The sequence below is a fragment of the Cyclobacterium sp. SYSU L10401 genome (assembly GCF_010993705.1).
Classification (GTDB): Bacteria; Bacteroidota; Bacteroidia; order Cytophagales; family Cyclobacteriaceae; genus Cyclobacterium.
In genome coordinates, this window is record NZ_WOFO01000002.1 from 284,930 (window position 1) to 303,463 (window position 18,534).

General features: G+C 42.6%; 13 protein-coding genes. All 13 read right to left on the reverse strand.

The window, feature by feature from the left end:
• Positions 1–2: 2 nt before the first annotated feature.
• A complete protein-coding gene (locus GL182_RS06210; RefSeq protein ID WP_163378789.1) occupies positions 3–932 on the reverse strand; it encodes a dihydrodipicolinate synthase family protein in 930 nt (309 codons plus the stop codon).
• Between the two features lie 57 nt (positions 933–989).
• Entirely contained in the window at positions 990–1,334 is a 345-nt protein-coding gene (locus GL182_RS06215; RefSeq protein ID WP_163379134.1) for a RagB/SusD family nutrient uptake outer membrane protein, read from the reverse strand.
• Between the two features lie 234 nt (positions 1,335–1,568).
• Entirely contained in the window at positions 1,569–2,957 is a 1,389-nt protein-coding gene (locus GL182_RS06220) for an alkaline phosphatase D family protein (protein WP_163378790.1), read from the reverse strand.
• 295 nt (positions 2,958–3,252) lie between these two features.
• On the reverse strand, positions 3,253–4,710 hold the full coding sequence (locus GL182_RS06225; RefSeq protein WP_163378791.1) for an alkaline phosphatase D family protein: 1,458 nt from the start codon (positions 4,708–4,710) through the stop codon (positions 3,253–3,255).
• A gap of 271 nt (positions 4,711–4,981) precedes the next feature.
• Positions 4,982–7,033: a sulfatase-like hydrolase/transferase gene (locus tag GL182_RS06230; protein ID WP_163378792.1), complete on the reverse strand. Its 2,052-nt coding sequence runs from the start codon at positions 7,031–7,033 to the stop codon at positions 4,982–4,984.
• Positions 7,026–8,465 carry a sulfatase gene (locus GL182_RS06235; RefSeq protein ID WP_163378793.1) on the reverse strand — a complete coding sequence of 480 codons (1,440 nt, stop codon included), beginning with the start codon at positions 8,463–8,465 and terminating at the stop codon, positions 7,026–7,028. Before GL182_RS06235 ends, GL182_RS06230 begins: the two co-directional genes overlap by 8 nt.
• Before the next feature lie 410 nt (positions 8,466–8,875).
• Complete coding sequence (locus GL182_RS06240) at positions 8,876–10,213, reverse strand: sulfatase (RefSeq protein WP_163378794.1); 1,338 nt, start codon at positions 10,211–10,213, stop codon at positions 8,876–8,878.
• 38 nt (positions 10,214–10,251) lie between these two features.
• Entirely contained in the window at positions 10,252–11,730 is a 1,479-nt protein-coding gene (locus GL182_RS06245; RefSeq protein WP_163378795.1) for a RagB/SusD family nutrient uptake outer membrane protein, read from the reverse strand.
• A gap of 42 nt (positions 11,731–11,772) precedes the next feature.
• The gene (locus GL182_RS06250) at positions 11,773–15,225 is read right to left on the reverse strand and encodes a SusC/RagA family TonB-linked outer membrane protein (protein WP_163378796.1); all 3,453 of its coding nucleotides are present in this window, start codon (positions 15,223–15,225) and stop codon (positions 11,773–11,775) included.
• 125 nt (positions 15,226–15,350) lie between these two features.
• Entirely contained in the window at positions 15,351–16,322 is a 972-nt protein-coding gene (locus tag GL182_RS06255) for a FecR family protein (RefSeq protein WP_163378797.1), read from the reverse strand.
• A gap of 148 nt (positions 16,323–16,470) precedes the next feature.
• Entirely contained in the window at positions 16,471–17,058 is a 588-nt protein-coding gene (locus tag GL182_RS06260) for an RNA polymerase sigma-70 factor (protein ID WP_163379135.1), read from the reverse strand.
• Between the two features lie 163 nt (positions 17,059–17,221).
• Positions 17,222–17,443, reverse strand: a complete 222-nt coding sequence (locus GL182_RS06265) for a hypothetical protein (RefSeq protein ID WP_163378798.1) — start codon at positions 17,441–17,443, stop codon at positions 17,222–17,224.
• Between the two features lie 243 nt (positions 17,444–17,686).
• Positions 17,687–18,511: a glycerophosphodiester phosphodiesterase gene (locus tag GL182_RS06270; protein WP_163378799.1), complete on the reverse strand. Its 825-nt coding sequence runs from the start codon at positions 18,509–18,511 to the stop codon at positions 17,687–17,689.
• Positions 18,512–18,534: the final 23 nt, after the last annotated feature.

Sequence of the window (18,534 nt, forward strand, 5' to 3'; positions counted from 1 at the left end):
TTTCATGAAACTTGGGTATTTAGATTTATAAAATCAAAAAATCCCTGTGCCGTCAATTGGGCTTTCAATGCGTCCATCATTTCCTGGTTCAGGCTTTTCACTGGTGCCCTGAAATCACCGCAATCGATGCCACAAAGCTTCAATATGGCCTTTCCAGCAGCCGGTCCCCCAAACCTTCCATACAAGTTGATAAAGTCAATTGACTTTTCCTGAAGTGCCAATGCCTTATCTGAATCTCCCTCATCAAAGGCTTTTTTAATACCCTGATACAGTGGTGCCGCAAAATTATAGGTGCTGCCTACGGCTCCTTTTGCCCCCATGGCCAGTCCGGCTAAAAAGGTCTCATCCCAACCCCAAAGCACATCATAGCTGCCATTATTGAAACGCAGGCACTGGTTAAATTCCATCAGGTTATGGTGGGTGTACTTGATACCCGCAAAATTGGGAATCTTATCGGTTACAGCCTCCAATAATCCTAACATGGGCAAATCTACTTTGGTGAGCAGCGGAATATGGTAGAAGTAAAAAGCCAGGTCGGGAGCTGTAGCAGCGATGGGCTGCATGTAATCCACCAATTGGGCCACATTACCCGGCCTGAAATAATAGGGCGCCGTGACAGCCACCCCATATAATCCCAAATCCGCCGCTAGTTTACCCAGTATGATCGATTCTTTTTGGTTAGTTCCCCCAAGCATGGCCATGACATTGAAAGCTTCCGTCTGCTCGCTTGCCCAGGCTTGCATTAAAATTTGTTTTTCTTCCAGGTCCAGAGACGCACCTTCACCGGTTGTGCCATTGATAAAAGCCCCTTTTATGCCATTGGTTTTTAGAGAATGGGCATAGTTGGATAGGATATCTGGGTTAACTTCCCCCTTTCCATTATAGGGAGCAAAAGTAGCGGCAATCAGCCCTTCAATTTTTTTAAATCTCATATTTTCTATTTTTAAATGGAAGCCAAAGATACTATTTGGCTTCCATTCTAGTTCCTCTCAATTTCCGTATCCCGGGTTCTGTTCAATTTTAGCATTCAAACTAATGGTACCCAGGGATATTGGCCAAAGCAAAAGGTGGCGTTCACTACTCCTTCCTTGCAAAGAGGGCACCCGCTCAAATGCCTGGTCAAACCTCACCAGATCAAACCAACGCTTGCCTTCAAACGCCAACTCCAACATCCTTTCCTGAAGAATTGCTTCATCGTTGACTTTCTGGCCTGAATCACTGTATGCAACTGCTGAAAACTGATCGCCATATGCCCTTTGTCTTACCTGGTTGGTTTTAAGCCTCGATCTCCCATTTTTAACAAAATTTAAAATGGAGCCTTTCTTATTTAATATCCATTAGATCTCTTTTAAAGAAGAAATCAGCTTGATGTATTCCATATTAATAATGGCTTTTTTTTATTGATATGTTAATAAAACAATTTTTATCACTTTTAAATGAAGATTAACATGAAATCGACACGATTAAAATCATCATTAAACACACAGGGCAATGATGATTTTAATCGTCAAAGATTCCATCTGACCAATAAAAAAAAATATAAACAGATGAAAAAAGGAGTTTGATCATCATGGTGTTAATTCACTTTTATTTATGGTTTTTTCAAATAGGTAGTTACCATCTTCACTTACAAGTCGGAAGGTAACAGCTGGATCTTCCTTAGACGGATGATAAGTAAATTCACCAAAGGCAAATTCCGCATCAATACCGTACAACTGGGTATCCCAGGAGGGATCCTGTGCCGGGGGTCCAACTCTTGCCCCCAGACTTGCTGCTTCAAATTCATAGAATCCAAAGTTGGATTTCCTGGGAATCGTAAATCCACGGGCACCGTGTCGATCCCCTGATATCAGTAGTACGCCACTGATCTTATTTTCTTCAATAAAACTAAAAATCTCTTCTCGACCTTCGGGATCATTTACACCCCAGGAATCTTTTCCATTGGAAACGTAATCGCTCCACATGGTACCACAGGATAAGATGATAAAGGGGCCTTTACAGTCCAATAATTGCTCTTTCAACCAATCCATCTGGCCTTTGCCTAAAAAGGACCCTTTTTGCCCTGTCCGGAAGAACCGGTTATCTGTCATGATAATATCAAAAGGACCAATCCTATCCCTGGTAAAAATTCCTTGGTTAATTGGCTCATTCCCGTAAGATGGATTTACCCAGGAATGTTGAAATACGCTCCTGACTCCCTCCCGGTCTTTATCGGAATATCCTTCGGGTATTCCGGCTTTGTCATTATCAAAATAATCATGATCATCCCAGGAGGCATAAACAGGAACTTTAGAGGCAAAATCTTTCCAGGCAGGTAAAAAATCCCGGAGCAGGTAATCGGCACGATGCAAACCCAGGTGATCATTTCGATCCTGTACCGCAATATCTCCCAATAATAACATGGCATGATTTCCCCTATTCCTGATCTGTTCCAATAGCTTGTGATTGCCCAATCCCCAGCGGTGGGGACAAGAACCAAAGGCAACTTTAACCTCTTCGTTAGTTCCCAATTCCGGTACGGTATTGATCACTTGATCGGTGCTGGGAGAAATAACCTTCTCGTTAACTATTAGCTGATAGGGGTAGCTAGAGGAAGATTGTAACCCATCAATCCTTATTTCAACAGATAAATCCGTTTCATAATTGGAATATACCGGACCAAAAACAACTATTCCATCTTCCTTTTCTATTTTCACCTCAATCTTTGCCGGTTCCAATGTTCTAACCCATACTGTAGCACCATCGGATTTGATTTGCCCAAGCATGGGACCGGCCAAAATTTTCCTTCCCTGCCGTTCAACCAGTTGATTAAATAAGGTTGATTCCAGAAGGTCCGCATAGGAGCTGTTTTTTTTCGAAGATAAAATGGTATAAGCCGATTCATAAAATTTTTGATCAGCATCGGAAGTAGTGCCCCAATAGTTAAGGATGTCTAAGTTATCGGTATTTTTATTCATCGGGTGACCTTGTTCACCGAAATCCTGAGCATAATTTTGAAAAAGCAATCCAAAAAACAGAAAAAATGTAAAGCATATGACTATCGTTAAAAAAGTGTGTTTAGTCAAGTTCTGATGATTTTTTAAATAGCTGGTATCCATCATTAAGCTTTATTAACGTATTGATATTAAACAAATGATACAAACACTTATCCTAATAAGTAGCGGTTAATGACCGGATAAAGAGGAATACCGGATTGTATTTTTTTTTATTTCATTCAACCTGTTTCCCGAACAGGTACAATTGATTACATCCCTAGGCTTCAAATTCCTTCTGATGCATTACCATACCAGTTACATCGTGATGTCTGAATTCAATTTTTGGTTTACCAGCCTGATGAGATAGCCTGATGCTCAAAAATCCTCCTTTTACCCTTAAGAATTGATGTTCGGGACGCACATCGTCATCTGACCAGCCCCCTGACTGCGCATCCGACACGGGACCTGCACCGAATTCCCTTAGGCCTGTTTCATCGTCTATGGAAAAATATTGCCAATGCCGGTCTCCATTGACCACAAAAACACCCTCGATTTCAGACAATAATTGCCTCAACCAATTTCCTTCCTCATCAAACAGTTGATTGGCATGATTGTCCATTTTTTTCTCCCTATCGGGACCTACCACTGGGGTAGGAGAAAAAAGGATTTTAAAGGTTGCATCGGAGGCCTTGATGGTATTCATAAACCACCGCTTCTGTGCTTCACCCCAAATGGTCCTGTAACTTCCTGAAAGATTATCTTTCGGCGTCCGGAATTCTCTGCCCTCCACTAACCATATCTGCAAATCCCTACCCCACCTGTAGGTCCTGTACGGCTCCCCCTTTAAGGGGACATTCTCCCGCCAGACCTGGAGGCCTTGCGCCAGGGTAAACTCACCCAAAGGACTGGTATCGGGATAAACATCATCTTTCAGGAGGTCATGATCATCCTTCAACATATAAAGGGGGACTTGCCGGTAAAATTCCATTAAAGCGGGCCAGCCATCCATGGCATGCCATTTATGTCTGGCTTTTTCAAGGGTAGTAGCCAGAGGCCCTATTCTGTCGTAATACACATAATCACCGGTATGCACAAAAAAATCCGGTTGTAGCTTTCGCATGGCATCATAGGTTTTAAAACCCCGTTCCCTATCATCATGATTCCAGAAATACTGGCAGGTAGAAGTAGTCAGTAAAAGTTCCGAAGGATCTGTCTGACTACCTGCAGTCATAAATGATCCGGTTTCTAAGGCCGTAACTTCACCCTTTTCCGCTTTACCTTCCAGCTGCACCTTATATTCCGTAGCGGGATGCAAACCTGAAAAGGAAAAATGGACGGTAAAATCCCTTTCTGCCCTGGCCTCCTGCCAGTCGGACACCATCCTGTCTCCCTTGTTTTCTAGAATTGCCCGTACCCATCCGGGTGAACCGGTCAGGCCTCCATCCATTTTTTCTACAGGCATTTGTTCATCAAAGTCAATAGGATATTCGTTGTTTTGACTGGGATGCTTTTCTTTCTGGTGGATAAGGGGATTGGGTTTGGCCTGAGCACCAAGACGGCTCCATACAGTTACTTCCGATTGGGAAACTTCCGTCATCTTAAATCCATTGGTGAAATATACCGGTGCAATTGACCCTTTGAAAGGAACCCTGGCCCAAATGGCATTGATAGGAGTAAGCAAACTTCCCGCTAGCCATCCGATTTTGCTTAAAAATGTGCGCCTGTTTTCTTCCATACAGTCAGAATTATTAATTTTCAGATCTTATCAATCTACCGAAAAAACCTGAAAACGACCATTTCAATCGGTGGAAACTTAGCTTTTTGATGAATACATCAGCAGGAATTAAAAAAAGAAGGAAAAATATCCTTCCTTTTTGTTTTTAGGTGTGGCAGTCCCGGTTTACTAAAGATTCCCACGGCTTCCTCCGCACAAATCGGCCATAGGAGCCTCGGAATGACGGTTTTATTATGAAAATAGGTCGAACGTATGTTTATAATTCTTCCATTTAGTTGGTTGGCCTTGGTTGATACAGGCTCAAGGGCTTGTCCTGAAAACCAGGGCCGGACCATTTCAGCTCCAACTTCAGGTTTTCCTTGTCCTCCGGCCTTTTGGCAACCCATTTAACCGGATGATACCCTTTCTCCAGAAACAAGCTGGACTTTCCGGATTCCTTTGCCAGGTTTGAATGGTCGTTATCCACCACCAGCGCATCGTGGACATGCATCACCAGACCGCCATTGGTGTGAAAGCGGATTTCATAAGCACCGGTTTGATCTACTTTTAGCAGCCCCTGGAATACAAATACCTTAGCCTCCTCCTTTGGAACAAAGTCATCCAGTTGGGCCAAAAGGTGAAGCTCCGATGGTAGATCCTTTGCGGTATCGATAAAAGGCACCCATGGAAAATCCCCCCGGTAGCTGGCAACCTGTACCCCTGTTTCAGGAATCTCATTCAGGTCCAGCGCAGGAACCGGCAAATCGTCATAGGGCCGTTCGGCTGAAGCATTGTACCTTCGCCAACGTAGAACAGCATTTTTCATTTCTTTTTGGAGCTTGACAAACTCCCCATTCGTTCCAGAGAGATCATTGGCTTCTCCGGGATCGGATTTCGTATCAAAAATACGAAAATCGTCTTCATGAGATAAAATATTGTACCGGATACCTTTATAGCCATCCAGGTACAACACCTGCATTTCTCCCCGCTTTTTTCCCCTTTTGGATTCCAGAAAAGATTCGTAACTCTTCGTGTTATTGTTGACCTGGTACTCGATGTAAACTTTACCATCGTGGTCGTTGGCCTGACCGGAAAGTATGGGCCAGAGTGACCTGCCATCGGTATTGGCTGGCGCTGGCAAACCGCTGATTTCAGCAAATGTCGGCAACCAATCATGAAACCCGGAGGGAGAATCATTTTTCAGCCCTTCCTGTATTTTTCCCGGCCACCTAACCAGTGCCGGCACACGGATACCTCCCTCCCAGGTATCGCGTTTGGTTCCATCCAAATGGGCAAAACTTTCAAAAAAAACAGGATCATAATCTCCATAACCGTAGGACTCGTGATGTGGACCATTGTCGGATGTAAATACGATCAGCGTCTCCTCGTCAATATTCAGGTCCTTCAATAAGTGAATCAGATCTCCGATGGCGTTATCAATTCGGCGAACCATACTGGCAAAGCGTCGCTGAACTTCCGGCCACTCTTCCTTGCGGTATTCGGGATGGATAAAACTGTTTATTTCTCCGTTGGCCGTATTGATAAAATTGCCGCTTTCTCCCAGGTACTGAACGCCTCCGCTCGTCCCTCCCCCGGAAGGATAGGGCATGCTGGGTATTTCCAGACCTGCATGCGGGGTATCGTAGGCCAGGTACATAAAAAACGGTTGATCGGGATGGCCCTGTTGATGGTCTTGAATGTATTTTTTTGCCCTGGCTGTAAAAAGGTCCGTGGTGTAACTTCCCTTTAATTGACTGGATATCTCTTCATTTCCATCGTAAAATTCCATCGGTCCCCTGTTTGCCACATCGTGTGCCGGATAATGATTGTGTCCATCCCGGTGACGGACATATCCGAAGAAATAATCAAAGCCCCTTTTGGTAGGATAGGCTTCCCAGGTAGCAGGGCTGTCTCCCTGCAAACCCTGAAGCCCGTATTTACCAATCAATGCCGTCGCATAACCGGCCTCTTTCAGCACGGTCGCCAGGTTATGGTTATCAGGAAGGGCTTTATCGAATTGATTGTTTCTGATTTCGGCATGTCCCTGGTGTTGACCCAGGAGCAAGGAAGCCCGGGAAGGTGCACAAACCGGTGCAGGTACATAATGACGGGTTAAGATCATTCCTTCTGCGGCCATTTGATCCAAATTGGGTGTACGATGATAGGGTTCTCCTTCCGCTTTCCGCTGGTTTTGATACAATATCCCCAGGTCACCATATCCCAAATCATCGGTCAGAATAAAAATGATGTTGGGCTTTTTAGCTACCGGCCTGGTTCCAAAAGCAACTTCAGGCATCAAAATGCCGGAAACTACCAGCAACATTATTAGAGACAGCTTATTCATTCAATTTTTCATTTATCAGGTTCATTTCAAATGCTTTATCATAATGGGGATTTGCCTGATCCGGAACAGGTGCATTGACTTCCTTCCTCCAGTTTTCGAGCATTTCAATCAGTTGATCCTTGACTGTTGGTTGACTTTCCGCTAAATTGGTTGTTTCTCCCGGATCTTCCGCCAGGTTATAGAGTTCGTAATCATCCTCTTCGAAATAATGATGGAGCTTCCATTTCCCTTTTCTGACGACAGACCCCGGCCGGGTTCTGAACAAGGGATCCCTGCCCCCATCTTCTTTGGGATTATAGGCCTGAAGGTAGACGGGAAAATGCCAAAAGAGGGGCCTCTCCGCTAGCGATTCTTGCTTAAACAGGGGAGCCAGGTCCATTCCATCCCATTTCTCCTCCCCCACCTGCTCCGCTTCAACGATATTCCTTATCGTTGGGTAAAAATCCATATGAGTCACGGGAACATCGGAGGTAGTTCCGGCGGGAATTTTTCCAGGCCAGCGAATTACCAAAGGGATTCGGATACCTCCTTCATAATAGGAACCCTTTCCTGCTCTCAAAGGGTCTTGGTAGGAGATATCCCTGATCCCGCCATTATCAGAAGTAAAAATCAAAAGCGTATTATCTGAAAGGTTTAATTCATCAAGGACCTGCAATAGTTTACCCACATTTTCATCTACCGAAGCTACCATGGCCGCATAATCAGCCCGGTCCTGTCCTTCCCTTCCCTGTTTATTCTTAAACTTTTCAATCAGGCTTTCCTTGCCGATAATGGGGGTATGTACGGAATAGAAGGGTAAGTTTAAGAAAAACGGTTTGGACTGATTGGCTTCAATAAATGCGATGGCCTCCCGGGTCAATCGGTCGGTCAGGTATTCCCCCTCCGGCCCGTCTTCTATAAAGCTGATATTGTAGGGACTAAAGTACCCATTCTTTCCCGGATTTCCGTGGTGCGCCCCTCCCACATTGACATGAAAACCATGTTGCAAGGGATCCTCATTGATATGCCATTTCCCAAAAGTCCCATTCGTATAGCCATTATCCTTTAGCATCATGGCCAGGGTATACAAGGAATCAGGCAGGAAATCCCGATTGGGGGTAGGAATGATTTTACGGGTTTTTGCATTTCCTCTTTCCGAATTGTCTACCGTATAGACCCCATGTCTGGGGGTATTCCTGCCACTCATCAGGCTGGCCCTGCTGGGGGCGCAATTGGCAGCAGCAGCATAGGCATGATAAAAAACCATGCCCTGCCCTGCCAATTGATCCAGGTTTGGGGTTTCATAAAATTCACTTCCCATAAACCCCAGGTCTTTATAACCCAGATCATCTACGTTGATCAGAATGATGTTGGGTTTGCTTTTTTCCGTACAGGAAAAAAGAAGGCCTATGATCACAAAAAACACGGTAAAGTGCAGGGATCGCCTGTCCATCTATTATGTTATTAAAATGTTAACATCTACATTCAACACAGTCGGGTAAATATAAAATCTACCTCCAGAATTACCTTTAATATATTGTCACCATGAAATTCAACTTACTGCCAATGACTCAGGTGCGGATGGCCAATGGCATACAAGTTAGGAAGGAATGATTACTTACCAAAGAAGCTATAAATCTACTGTCGGAAAAATCAGGTCATTGTTACATGTCAAATTTCCCTTCAATAATAATCTTCATGGTAAAATACTTAAGGTGTTTTACAAATAAAGTCATGTATAGAAAGAAATATTTATTGAAAAAGTCCGAAAATAAAGTTGGGCAATTGGAGAAAATAGAAATAGACAAAATGAGCGGGAACATGTTCCCACTCATTATTATAAATTAATTGACTGTAGATAAATTACCTCGATTTTTTGGCACCTACCCACCATTTATCCAGATTAGCCAGGAGTTTGTCAACTACTTTAGGGTGCTCATCCGCTAAATTCTCAGTTTCCATGGGATCTTTCAAAATATCGTAAAGTAGGACGTCCTGGTTGTCGGGATTGGCAATACCCGGGTCAATCAACTTCCAGGAACCACTGATTATGATGCGGCTTTCCAATGTTTGCTCCGGTTGGTCCACGGCCACCATGTCATGGGAGAAATCCATGCTGTAAATCTGTTTTCTTTTCGACAATGCTTTGGTGTCCAGCACATTGACTCCCTGCATGTCTGGTAACGGCTCCATACCTACCGCTGCCAGGGTGGTCACTGCCATGTCGATGCTGCTCGTCAGGTTTTCGGTATCCATGCGGGGGGTGATTTTTCCCGGCCACTTGTAAATGATAGGTGTCCGGATGCCCATGTCTTGTGGGTCTTGTTTGGATCCGGGTGCATATCGGTTGGGCCGGTCAGGATCCTGAATCCAGCCATTGTCGGTTACAAATACCACCAGGGTATTTTCGGTCAATCCTTCCTCTTCCACTTTATCCAATAGCTGGCCTACCGTGATATCCAACCATTCACACATGGCCCAATAGGCAGCCACCGCTTCGGTAGGTGCTTTGGGCAGGTATTTTTGCAGAAGAGAATCCGGTGGCGTATGCGGCGAATGGGGCAAAAAGGGAGCATACCAGATAAAGAACGGATCCTGATCGGCTATGGCCTGATCCATGAAATCAAAAATGGGGTCCATACCTTCTCTTCCGATTTTCAATCCCTCATCCCCATGGCGGCCTCCCCTTGTGGGATCTCCATGCGTCATGCCATCGGTGAAGCCGCCCTCCTTCCAGTGGCCACCCCACCATTTGCCGGACTGAAAGGATACATAGCCGAGTTTTTGTAACAGCTGGGGTACCGTTGGGTGCTTTTGGAATTCGTCCAGGTAGTCTTTGTAAAGCCGAGACCTGGCTTCCTGCCAATCGGTTTGGTACCGTGGTTTTTCAAAGGTGAACTCTGGATCATTTCCCGTAATACCATGCTGGTAGGGGTACAATCCTGTGATGATGGAAGCCAGGGAAGGACTGCAAAGAGGAGCCGTCACATAGCCGCGGGTGAAGGTAAGCCCCTCCGCTGCCAGTTGATCGATGCGGGGGGTCTCTATGTGCGGGTGTCCGGTAAACCCATAATCGGTCCAGGACTGATCATCTGACAGGATGTATATGATGTTTGGTTTCTCTGTTTGGCTGATAGCCGCTTCTATTGGCATAAACAGAAAGAGCAAAACTATTAAATAAATTATTTTCCTGTGTTTCATATTTTTATCATCATTTGATTGGAATAAAATTGGGGTTTTCAATACCCAGGATTTTGTTCAAGCCTATTGATTAAAATTTGTTCAGCTGGTATAGGAGCTAATAATTTATTTGACGTAATGTTAAAGGAAGCATCAAAAAGAAAAGGTTTCATTTCTTTCTCCCGTATACCATGCTCAGACATTACTTCAACTGCTTTACCGGTCCTTTTTAAATCATACCACCTCTGATTTTCAAAACAAAACTCCACTTGTCGTTCCTTTAGAATCAGTTCTCCTAGAGAGGTTTGATCAAATCCTGAAAGAGGCGCTGTCAATCCAGCCCTATTTCTAACCATTTCAACGTAGGGAATGGCTTCTCCTGTCCTTCCCAATTCATTAAGGACTTCGGCATACATCAGCAGCACATCTGAATAACGCAAAATAGGAAGGTTGTCCCCACAGCGGTCATCGGGTGCAGAAACCGGAGGCTTAAATTTTCCAGTATAGGACAATTCTCTGATTTCTCCATCCCAATCCTCACCTATCCAGGTATTTATTGAAACAGCTTTTCTTTTATCCCCCTCTTCAAAAGCATCAATTAAGTCATTTGTAGGAATATTCCATCCTGCGCTTATGATGTTAATGTTTGGGCGTTCGGTGATTTCTCCTTCCGAACTCCATGGGACAAACATAAATATGAACCGGTTGGATAATTCCCTGTTATTTTCTGAATACTGAATAGCAAAAATTGTTTCTGTAAAATCAGGATTAGAAGGATCAAACAAGTCCTCATAGTTGGGTAGCAAAGAATATTCATTTGAATCTATCACTTCCTTCAAATTGTTTTCTGCTTCGTCAAAATTACCTATGGTTAAATTTACCTTACCCAACAATGCCAAGGCAGCTATTTTATTAGCCCTACCGTCTTCATGAACATCGGTAGCATTTGAAAAATGGTTTATCGCCTGGTTCAGGTCATTTATTATAGATTGATAGATTTGTTCCTCACTGGATCTTTTTATCTCCACGGCTTCTTGAGAAGTTATCGGTGTGGTAACCAAAGGAACCCCCCCGAATTGCCTTACAAGGTTAAAATAATATAGTGCTCTTAGAAAAAGAGCCTCCCCTGAGGACCTTTCTTTAAAGGCTTCATTAGACCAAACTACTTCCGGCCTGTCAATTTCGAAAAGCAATTTATTGCACCGGGTAATACCATTATAGGATTGTTCCCAAAAACTGCTATAACCACGGTTATCGGAGGTGATAATAAATTGATCAATTACCCCTCTCACCGCTTCTCCAGTCCTTATATTATACTGAAAACTCGTATTGTCAGAAACCAATTCAGCCAATACCCAATGCAGGTCTTTTTCGTAATTTCTCATTGGAACATAACAGCCATTGGCCAATAATATGTACTCCTCCTGGCTTTGATAGAAGTTTCCTTCATTTAAGGTGGTTTCTGGGAATAATTCTAAAAAATCCTCGGAGCATGAACTTATTGCAACAAGACAAAATATATATAATAGCTTTTTCATATCTGAATAATTAATGTGAAATATTAAGACTTTCCAACCAGTCTAAAAAGATAAATTTATACCTAAAGACGTGGTCCTAGAAAGTGGGTAAGAAGTCATGTCAAATCCTGGTACAAGCGTATTGTTTTGGTTGGCAGCCTGACCTTCAGGATTTGCTCCCTTATAGTTGGTAAACATGGCCAGATTCTGAATGGTCATATAAATTCTGGAGCCTTTAAGGATTCGAAATCTATCAATCAAACTTCCAGAAAAGGTATATCCCAGGGTCAAATTTGAAATTCTTAAATAGGATGCGTCTTCCACCCATAGGGTAGAAACCCGATGACCCCAGCTAGGTCTTACCTGCGGAATCCCTGAATGTATTCCATCTCCTGGATTATCCCTACTTCTCCATCTATTTTCCCAATCCCTATCTACATTAAAAAATCCTTGTAAATTATCTGTAGTTTGTCTTAATCCATTCATCACCTGCCCACCACTTTGGCCATTTATGATAACACCCAAATCAATTCCCTTGTAAGCGAAATTGTTGGTAAGACCAAAAATAAAATCAGGATGGGGATTTCCTATGATGGTATAATCCAAAACGTCATTTATCAACCCGTCTTCGTTGACATCCCTGTATTTAACATTTCCTTCATAAACCTGGGGTGTCTGAACAATGTCCGGATCTTCAAGGTCTTCCGGTGTATATACACCTTCCAAAATGAAACCATAGAACTGACCAATAGGCTGACCTACCACTGAAATATGGGTAGGATTACCATCATTATTACCAGCTAAGATCCGCACAGTGCTTTCATTAAGCGCAATTACTTTATTTCTGTTAAAGGCTATATTAGCATTTATGTCCCAGGAAAATTCTCCCGCATAGGGAGAACCACCTAAAGCTATTTCCAATCCGGTGTTTCTTACATTTCCCTGATTGATAGTTTGAGAATTAAAACCCGTTATGGCTGGTATCACATCATTCAACAGCATATTATTGCTTTCTCTTCTGTAAAGATCTATCAATAAAGAAAGGCGATTACTTAGAAATTGAAAGTCAATACCTAAATCAAATTGGTTTGATTCTTCCCATGTCAGAAAGGGGTTAGGTAGCCCTACACTAGAAGCGGTAACCTGATTATTAGCAAAAACGTAGGAACCTGCACTAATGGAAGCCAAATGAGCGTAATTACCTATATTGTTGTTCCCGCTTTTACCGTAGCTGGCCCTGATCTTCAATTCATCCATCCAATTAACTCCATTGAAGAATTCTTCTTCTGAAATACGCCAGGCGCCGGCCAAAGACGGAAAAAGGGCGTATCTATTTTCCCGACCAAATCTTGAGGAACCATCTGACCTGAAGGTAGCAGTCAAAAGGTATTTTTCCTTCCAGGCATAATTTACCCGACCCAGGTAAGAAATCATGCTCCACTCATTCACTCCTTCACCCCATGATTCAATTGCCTGAGCTGCATTTATCGTTCTAATTAAATCATTCGGAAAAGGATCAGCTACCAAAGAAATACTATTCGATGTGAATTTTTGGGTGGTATATCCCAATAAAGCATTGATCCTGTGTTCACCCTTGGTCAGATCATAATTCAAAGTGTTCTCTATTAACCAATCAAAACTGTTGCTCCTGCTATTGGAAGAAAAACCTGTTCCCGGAGTGGGAGGACGGTTAGAGTCTCCAACCGTACTTGGAATGAACTGTTCAAACTTGGAAACCTCAAAAATTGTATTTAGGGAACTTCTGAACCTAAGATTTGGTAAAATCTCCAATTCCGCATAGGCAATTCCCAGGTTTTGAAAAGTATTTTGTTGTCGTTTTGACTCCTGAAGAACAAATAACGGATTAGCAAAACTCCAGGCAGAGTGAAACCTACTTTGGGGAGCTACTATATATGGTTTTAGGTTTCCGTCTTCATCATATGGGGTTGAAATTGGATTGGCCCAGATACTTACTCCAAGTACATCTCCTCTGTTAAGATTGGTATTCGCTCTGTCCTGTTTAATAAAGGTGGGCTGTATGGAGGCCCCCACTTTTATTTTATCACTTACATTGGTGTCGATACCCAGGTTACTACTGAACCGCTCAATCCCTGTACTTTTTAGGACTCCTTCTTGTTTGAAATACCCCAAACTGAAATTTATTCTGGAATCCTTTGTTCCTTTTTGCATACTAAAATTATGATCCTGGATTGAAGCTGACTGAAAGATTAAATCATACCAATCTGTTCCCTTGCCAGATAGCGCATCCAGATTCCTATATTCCTCGGGATAATCATCAAGGGTAGGCTCTCTATTTTCTGTTTGTCTTACCCCTATATCAATACGGTCTCTTTGGAATTGGGCAAATTCCCTTTGATTCAAAAGATTAGGTCTTCCCTTTTGAGGAACTTGCTGTACGCCAACCATCGAAGAAAAATTTATCTGAGTTTGTTCGTACTCGCCTTTTTTGGTTGTAATCATTATTACTCCATTGGCTCCTCTAGACCCATATATTGCTGTAGATGAGGCATCTTTCAATATGGTAATAGATTCGATGTTATTGGGGTCTATAAACATAAGGGGATTCAGGGTTTGGTTCATCCCCGATGAATATGGCATACCATCTATTACATACAATGGCTCATTTCCTGCACCCAGAGATCCGCTACCCCTGATTTTGACCGATGTTCCTGCTCCCGGCGCTCCGGATACTTGCTGGATCTGAACTCCTGCCACCTGCCCTACCATTTTTTGGTCAAGCGTTGATACAGGTAAATTTTTGATAGCTTTCTGATTGACGGATGAAACTGCTCCGGTAACGTCCTCCTTCTTTTGGGTTCCATATCCCACCACCAATACTTCTTCTAAGGAGGATTGATCCTCAATTAAGGTAATTTCTAAAAAAGTTTGGTTTCCCACAGCGACAGATTGACTCTGGTACCCGATGAAAGAAATCCTAATAGTAGATTCTTCGGAAGCATCAATAGAAAAATTACCATCGATATCAGTAACAGTCCCCGTATTCGTTCCTTCAATAATTACTGTAGCACCCGGGATCGGCTGTCCGGTATTATCCAGAACTTTCCCTTTGATTTCTATTGCAAGAATTGGTAATTCAAAAACACTTTCAGAATCTGTTTTTTCATTACCATTTAATCCCACCTCACTCCTTACCACATAAATCTGCTCATTTACACGCTTGAAATCGTAATCCACCTGCTCTGTGATTTTTTTAAGCATGGTTTTAAGGTCCGTGGATAAATGGAGGGAAATTTTCGTTTTGTCTTTGGCTACCTCCTGGTTATAGGCAAAGACAAAATCTGTCTGCTGCTCTAAAGCTGCCAACACCGTTACCAGCTTCTGATTCTTGGCTTGTAACTGTACCTGATAATCTTCCATGCTCTGACTGGAGCCTGGTTCTGCCATAATCACCTGTATGACAAGTAATTGAAGCAAAAAGTACTTTAGGGTTTGTTTTGAATAAAGCACAATTAGCCTTAGTAAATTATTTTTCATAATTTTAAATGTTTATTGTTAAACAAGGTGGTTTTCCACCGAAACTGATCCGGGACTGTTGCAGCAGTTCCGGATTTTTCTGATTGAAGGTTAAAACTTGAACTTATCGCATAGGCTGTTAATTTTTATATTTTACAATTTTTATAGGTTATTTTTAGCGTCCTTTCGCCGGTATTTTCCACATCAAATGCAACCAGGTTTTTCAGACCGTACAATACCGCAAACAAGTTCCCATTGGCATAGGTCGCTTTGATCTGACATTGATCCATTCCCTCGCCCACTAATTCAATCCTGTAATTGTATATGGAAGCCAGCCGCTGTATCACTTCATCGAAGGGATCCATATCGAAGGATACAGAACCCGCTTTCCAATCCAGAAAAGAATCAGAATCCATTTCGGCTATCGCAAAGCGCTCAGCACCGGGAATGGCCGTAGCCATTTGCCTGGGCTGCAGTTCCACACCACTTGCGTCGGCTGTGGAAGTTTGGTGAAAAACAGCTACCTTTCCGCTTTGCACCGCCACTTTTACAGGCAATTCCTGGTGTGCCCTGACATTAAACGCCGTTCCCAAAACTACCGTCTTTACCCCCTGGCTGTTTACTTCAAAAGTTGCCCCCTTGTCTTTTACCACCTCAAAAAAAGCTTCTCCATCCAATTCAACTTCCCTTTTTCCATTCACAAATTCCTTGGGGAACCGCAGCCTGGTATTGGTATTTAGAAATGCAATGCTGCCATCTGGCAGGGTAATGGAGGCCTTCTGCCGCTCATTGGTGATCCTTTCTTCCCAAACCATATTTGGGGTTAATTGCTGGACTTGATACCCCAGATAAGCAAGACCTATCAATAATAAAAAAGATGCAGCCCATCTCATCATCCCATAGTTGGAAGTCGTGGTAACTGTTCTTGATTGGAGCCTTGAATCAATTTTTTCCTTCATCTTGTATTTTAACTCCACTTCCTCCAGGCTATCCATCTCCCAATCCAATTCCCGTCGCTGTAGCTGATCCAAAATCCGCAGCAATTTGGCATCTTCTATATTATTCAGCTCTCCCGTACTTCTTTTCTGAAGCAGATTTAGGAATTCTTTTTTATTCATCTCACTTAGCATCTAAAGGATAGTACCTTTAACCCACTGAAATACTTACGACCCAGGAGAAAAAAAATTACAAAGGCTAGAATTGGCCAATTTTAAATGCGTAAACTCCAAATAAAAAGGGAATTAATAATCATAAAAAATAAAAACATCAAAATAAAATATAAGTAGGATTACCTAACAGCAGAGCGGCCCAAAAATAAATTTGGTTAAGGTTTTTTTTAATGGATTTAAGTGCTTTGTACAGATGGGCCTCTACCGTCCGGACAGATATATTCATTTTTACGGCAATTTCCTGATTAGACATCTCAGCTTCCCGGCTCAACTGAAATACTTCTTTGCACTTTTCCGGAAGGGCAAGAACACTCTTCTTCAAAATTTTATCCACTTCCTCATATTCCAAAAAATGATCCGCCTCCAGCTGTTCGGGAAGGTGAGAAAAGATACTTTCCAGATCTGTGGTTTGTTTTATATTCCTGACCAGATTCAAGACCTGAAATTTTACTGCCCTAAAAAGATAAGCCTCCAGATGATTGATCTTTTTCTTTTGGGCTCTCTCCCATAAACCTAAGAATACTTCCTGAACCACATCCTCACAAAGCACCTGGTCCTCAAAAATCTTATAGGCATAACAATAAAGTCTTTTCCAATACCTATCGTAAATGGTATCAAAGGCACTTTTGTCTTGGTGAAACAATGCCTCGCAAAGGGCTTTATCGGTTATTTTGGGTTGGGCCATTCTTTTCAAAGAATGTCAATTTAGAATTTTTTTACCAATCAAAAAATTGCCAACGTAAAAATTACACATCTCCTCTCCTCCCGCAGATTCGTTCTTTCATTTTCCGATTCGTAAACTGTTATTGAAGTCACTTCACCCAATCCCCGCATTCATTCATAGCTTTTTAAGGCTGGTTCTTTTTCCTGGGTTTGTAAAGTAATTTGAACACTACTGCAATAACGATAAAAGAAAGGATGATATAAAAAACTATTCGTATAGGAGAAGGATTTAAGGGGTAGTCGTCCCCTGAGTCCTGACCGGTTTGGGCCAACGCATATTGGAGTTGAACCAAAGAGAAAAAAAGTACCATCAATAGCTGCTTCCAAATATTAGTTAAACGTTTCATAATTTCATCTGTTTGTTAACAAATACCATCACAAAAACCCCTCCAATTAAGCAGAAAGCATGAGATTATTTTACCAATCTGCGTAAATAGAATGTAAAACTTTTTGGCATTCTCGATTGGAAAAGCTAACATTTGGGCGCAACGCTACATCATTTGATTGAATAATAGATATAGGCCATTTATCTTACCGATTGGCAGTTTGAAGTAGTGAAATCTAAAGGCTCCGGAATAGTCAACGGATTTTCAATAGATAGGTTTAACTGGTTTTAGACCATTATCCCCTGCCCAATCCATAGCTGCAGCAATGTCATTCACTAATGGAAAATCAACCCCCAATTCAAAAAGTGCCTCAAAAACAACCGGATCATCGGTACCAAAATAATTCACTTTGATTCCTTTTTCATGTAACATCCGGGCATAATCCTTAAATTCAGGTAAGATCTCTCCCCGTAATTGAATGAAATTTGCTCCCATTTCGATTGTAGCAGCTACATAATCCCTGCCTCCAGTTAACCTCTCCATATTGCAAATTAATACCGAATCCGATGCCTTTCGAGCACCAAGGCGAGCCTGCTCCTGCACCGCTAAAAATGCCTGATGACTCCTGCCCGTTTCTTCCAGTAACCTGACAACGCAGCTTCCCAGGGATTGCCCCCCTCTTAAATGGATGTTTAACCAGACATTCCGTGGCATGACCTCCAGCACTTCCTCCAGTAAGGGGATTTGGATGCCGGAAAATTGATCGCCTTTCCAACTCCCTGCATCCAACCGTTTGAGTTCGGATAAAGTCAGTGCAGCTACCGCCCCACTTCCATTGGTGGTGCGGTCCACCGTAGCATCGTGCATCAGCACCAATGCAGAGTCCCTACTAAACTGCACGTCCAGCTCGATCATATGAGCCCCCACTCTTATGGCTTCCAGAAAAGCCGGGATGGTATTTTCAGGATGACTGGCCATGGCTCCTCTATGTGCGCAAAAACCTTTTTCTGGCATTTCGAAATCCTGTGCCACAATAGGCACCGTACTCAGCACGAGAAGAAAAATGAAGACGATTAGTTTTTGAATCATTTCAATTCAGCAAAAATCAATGG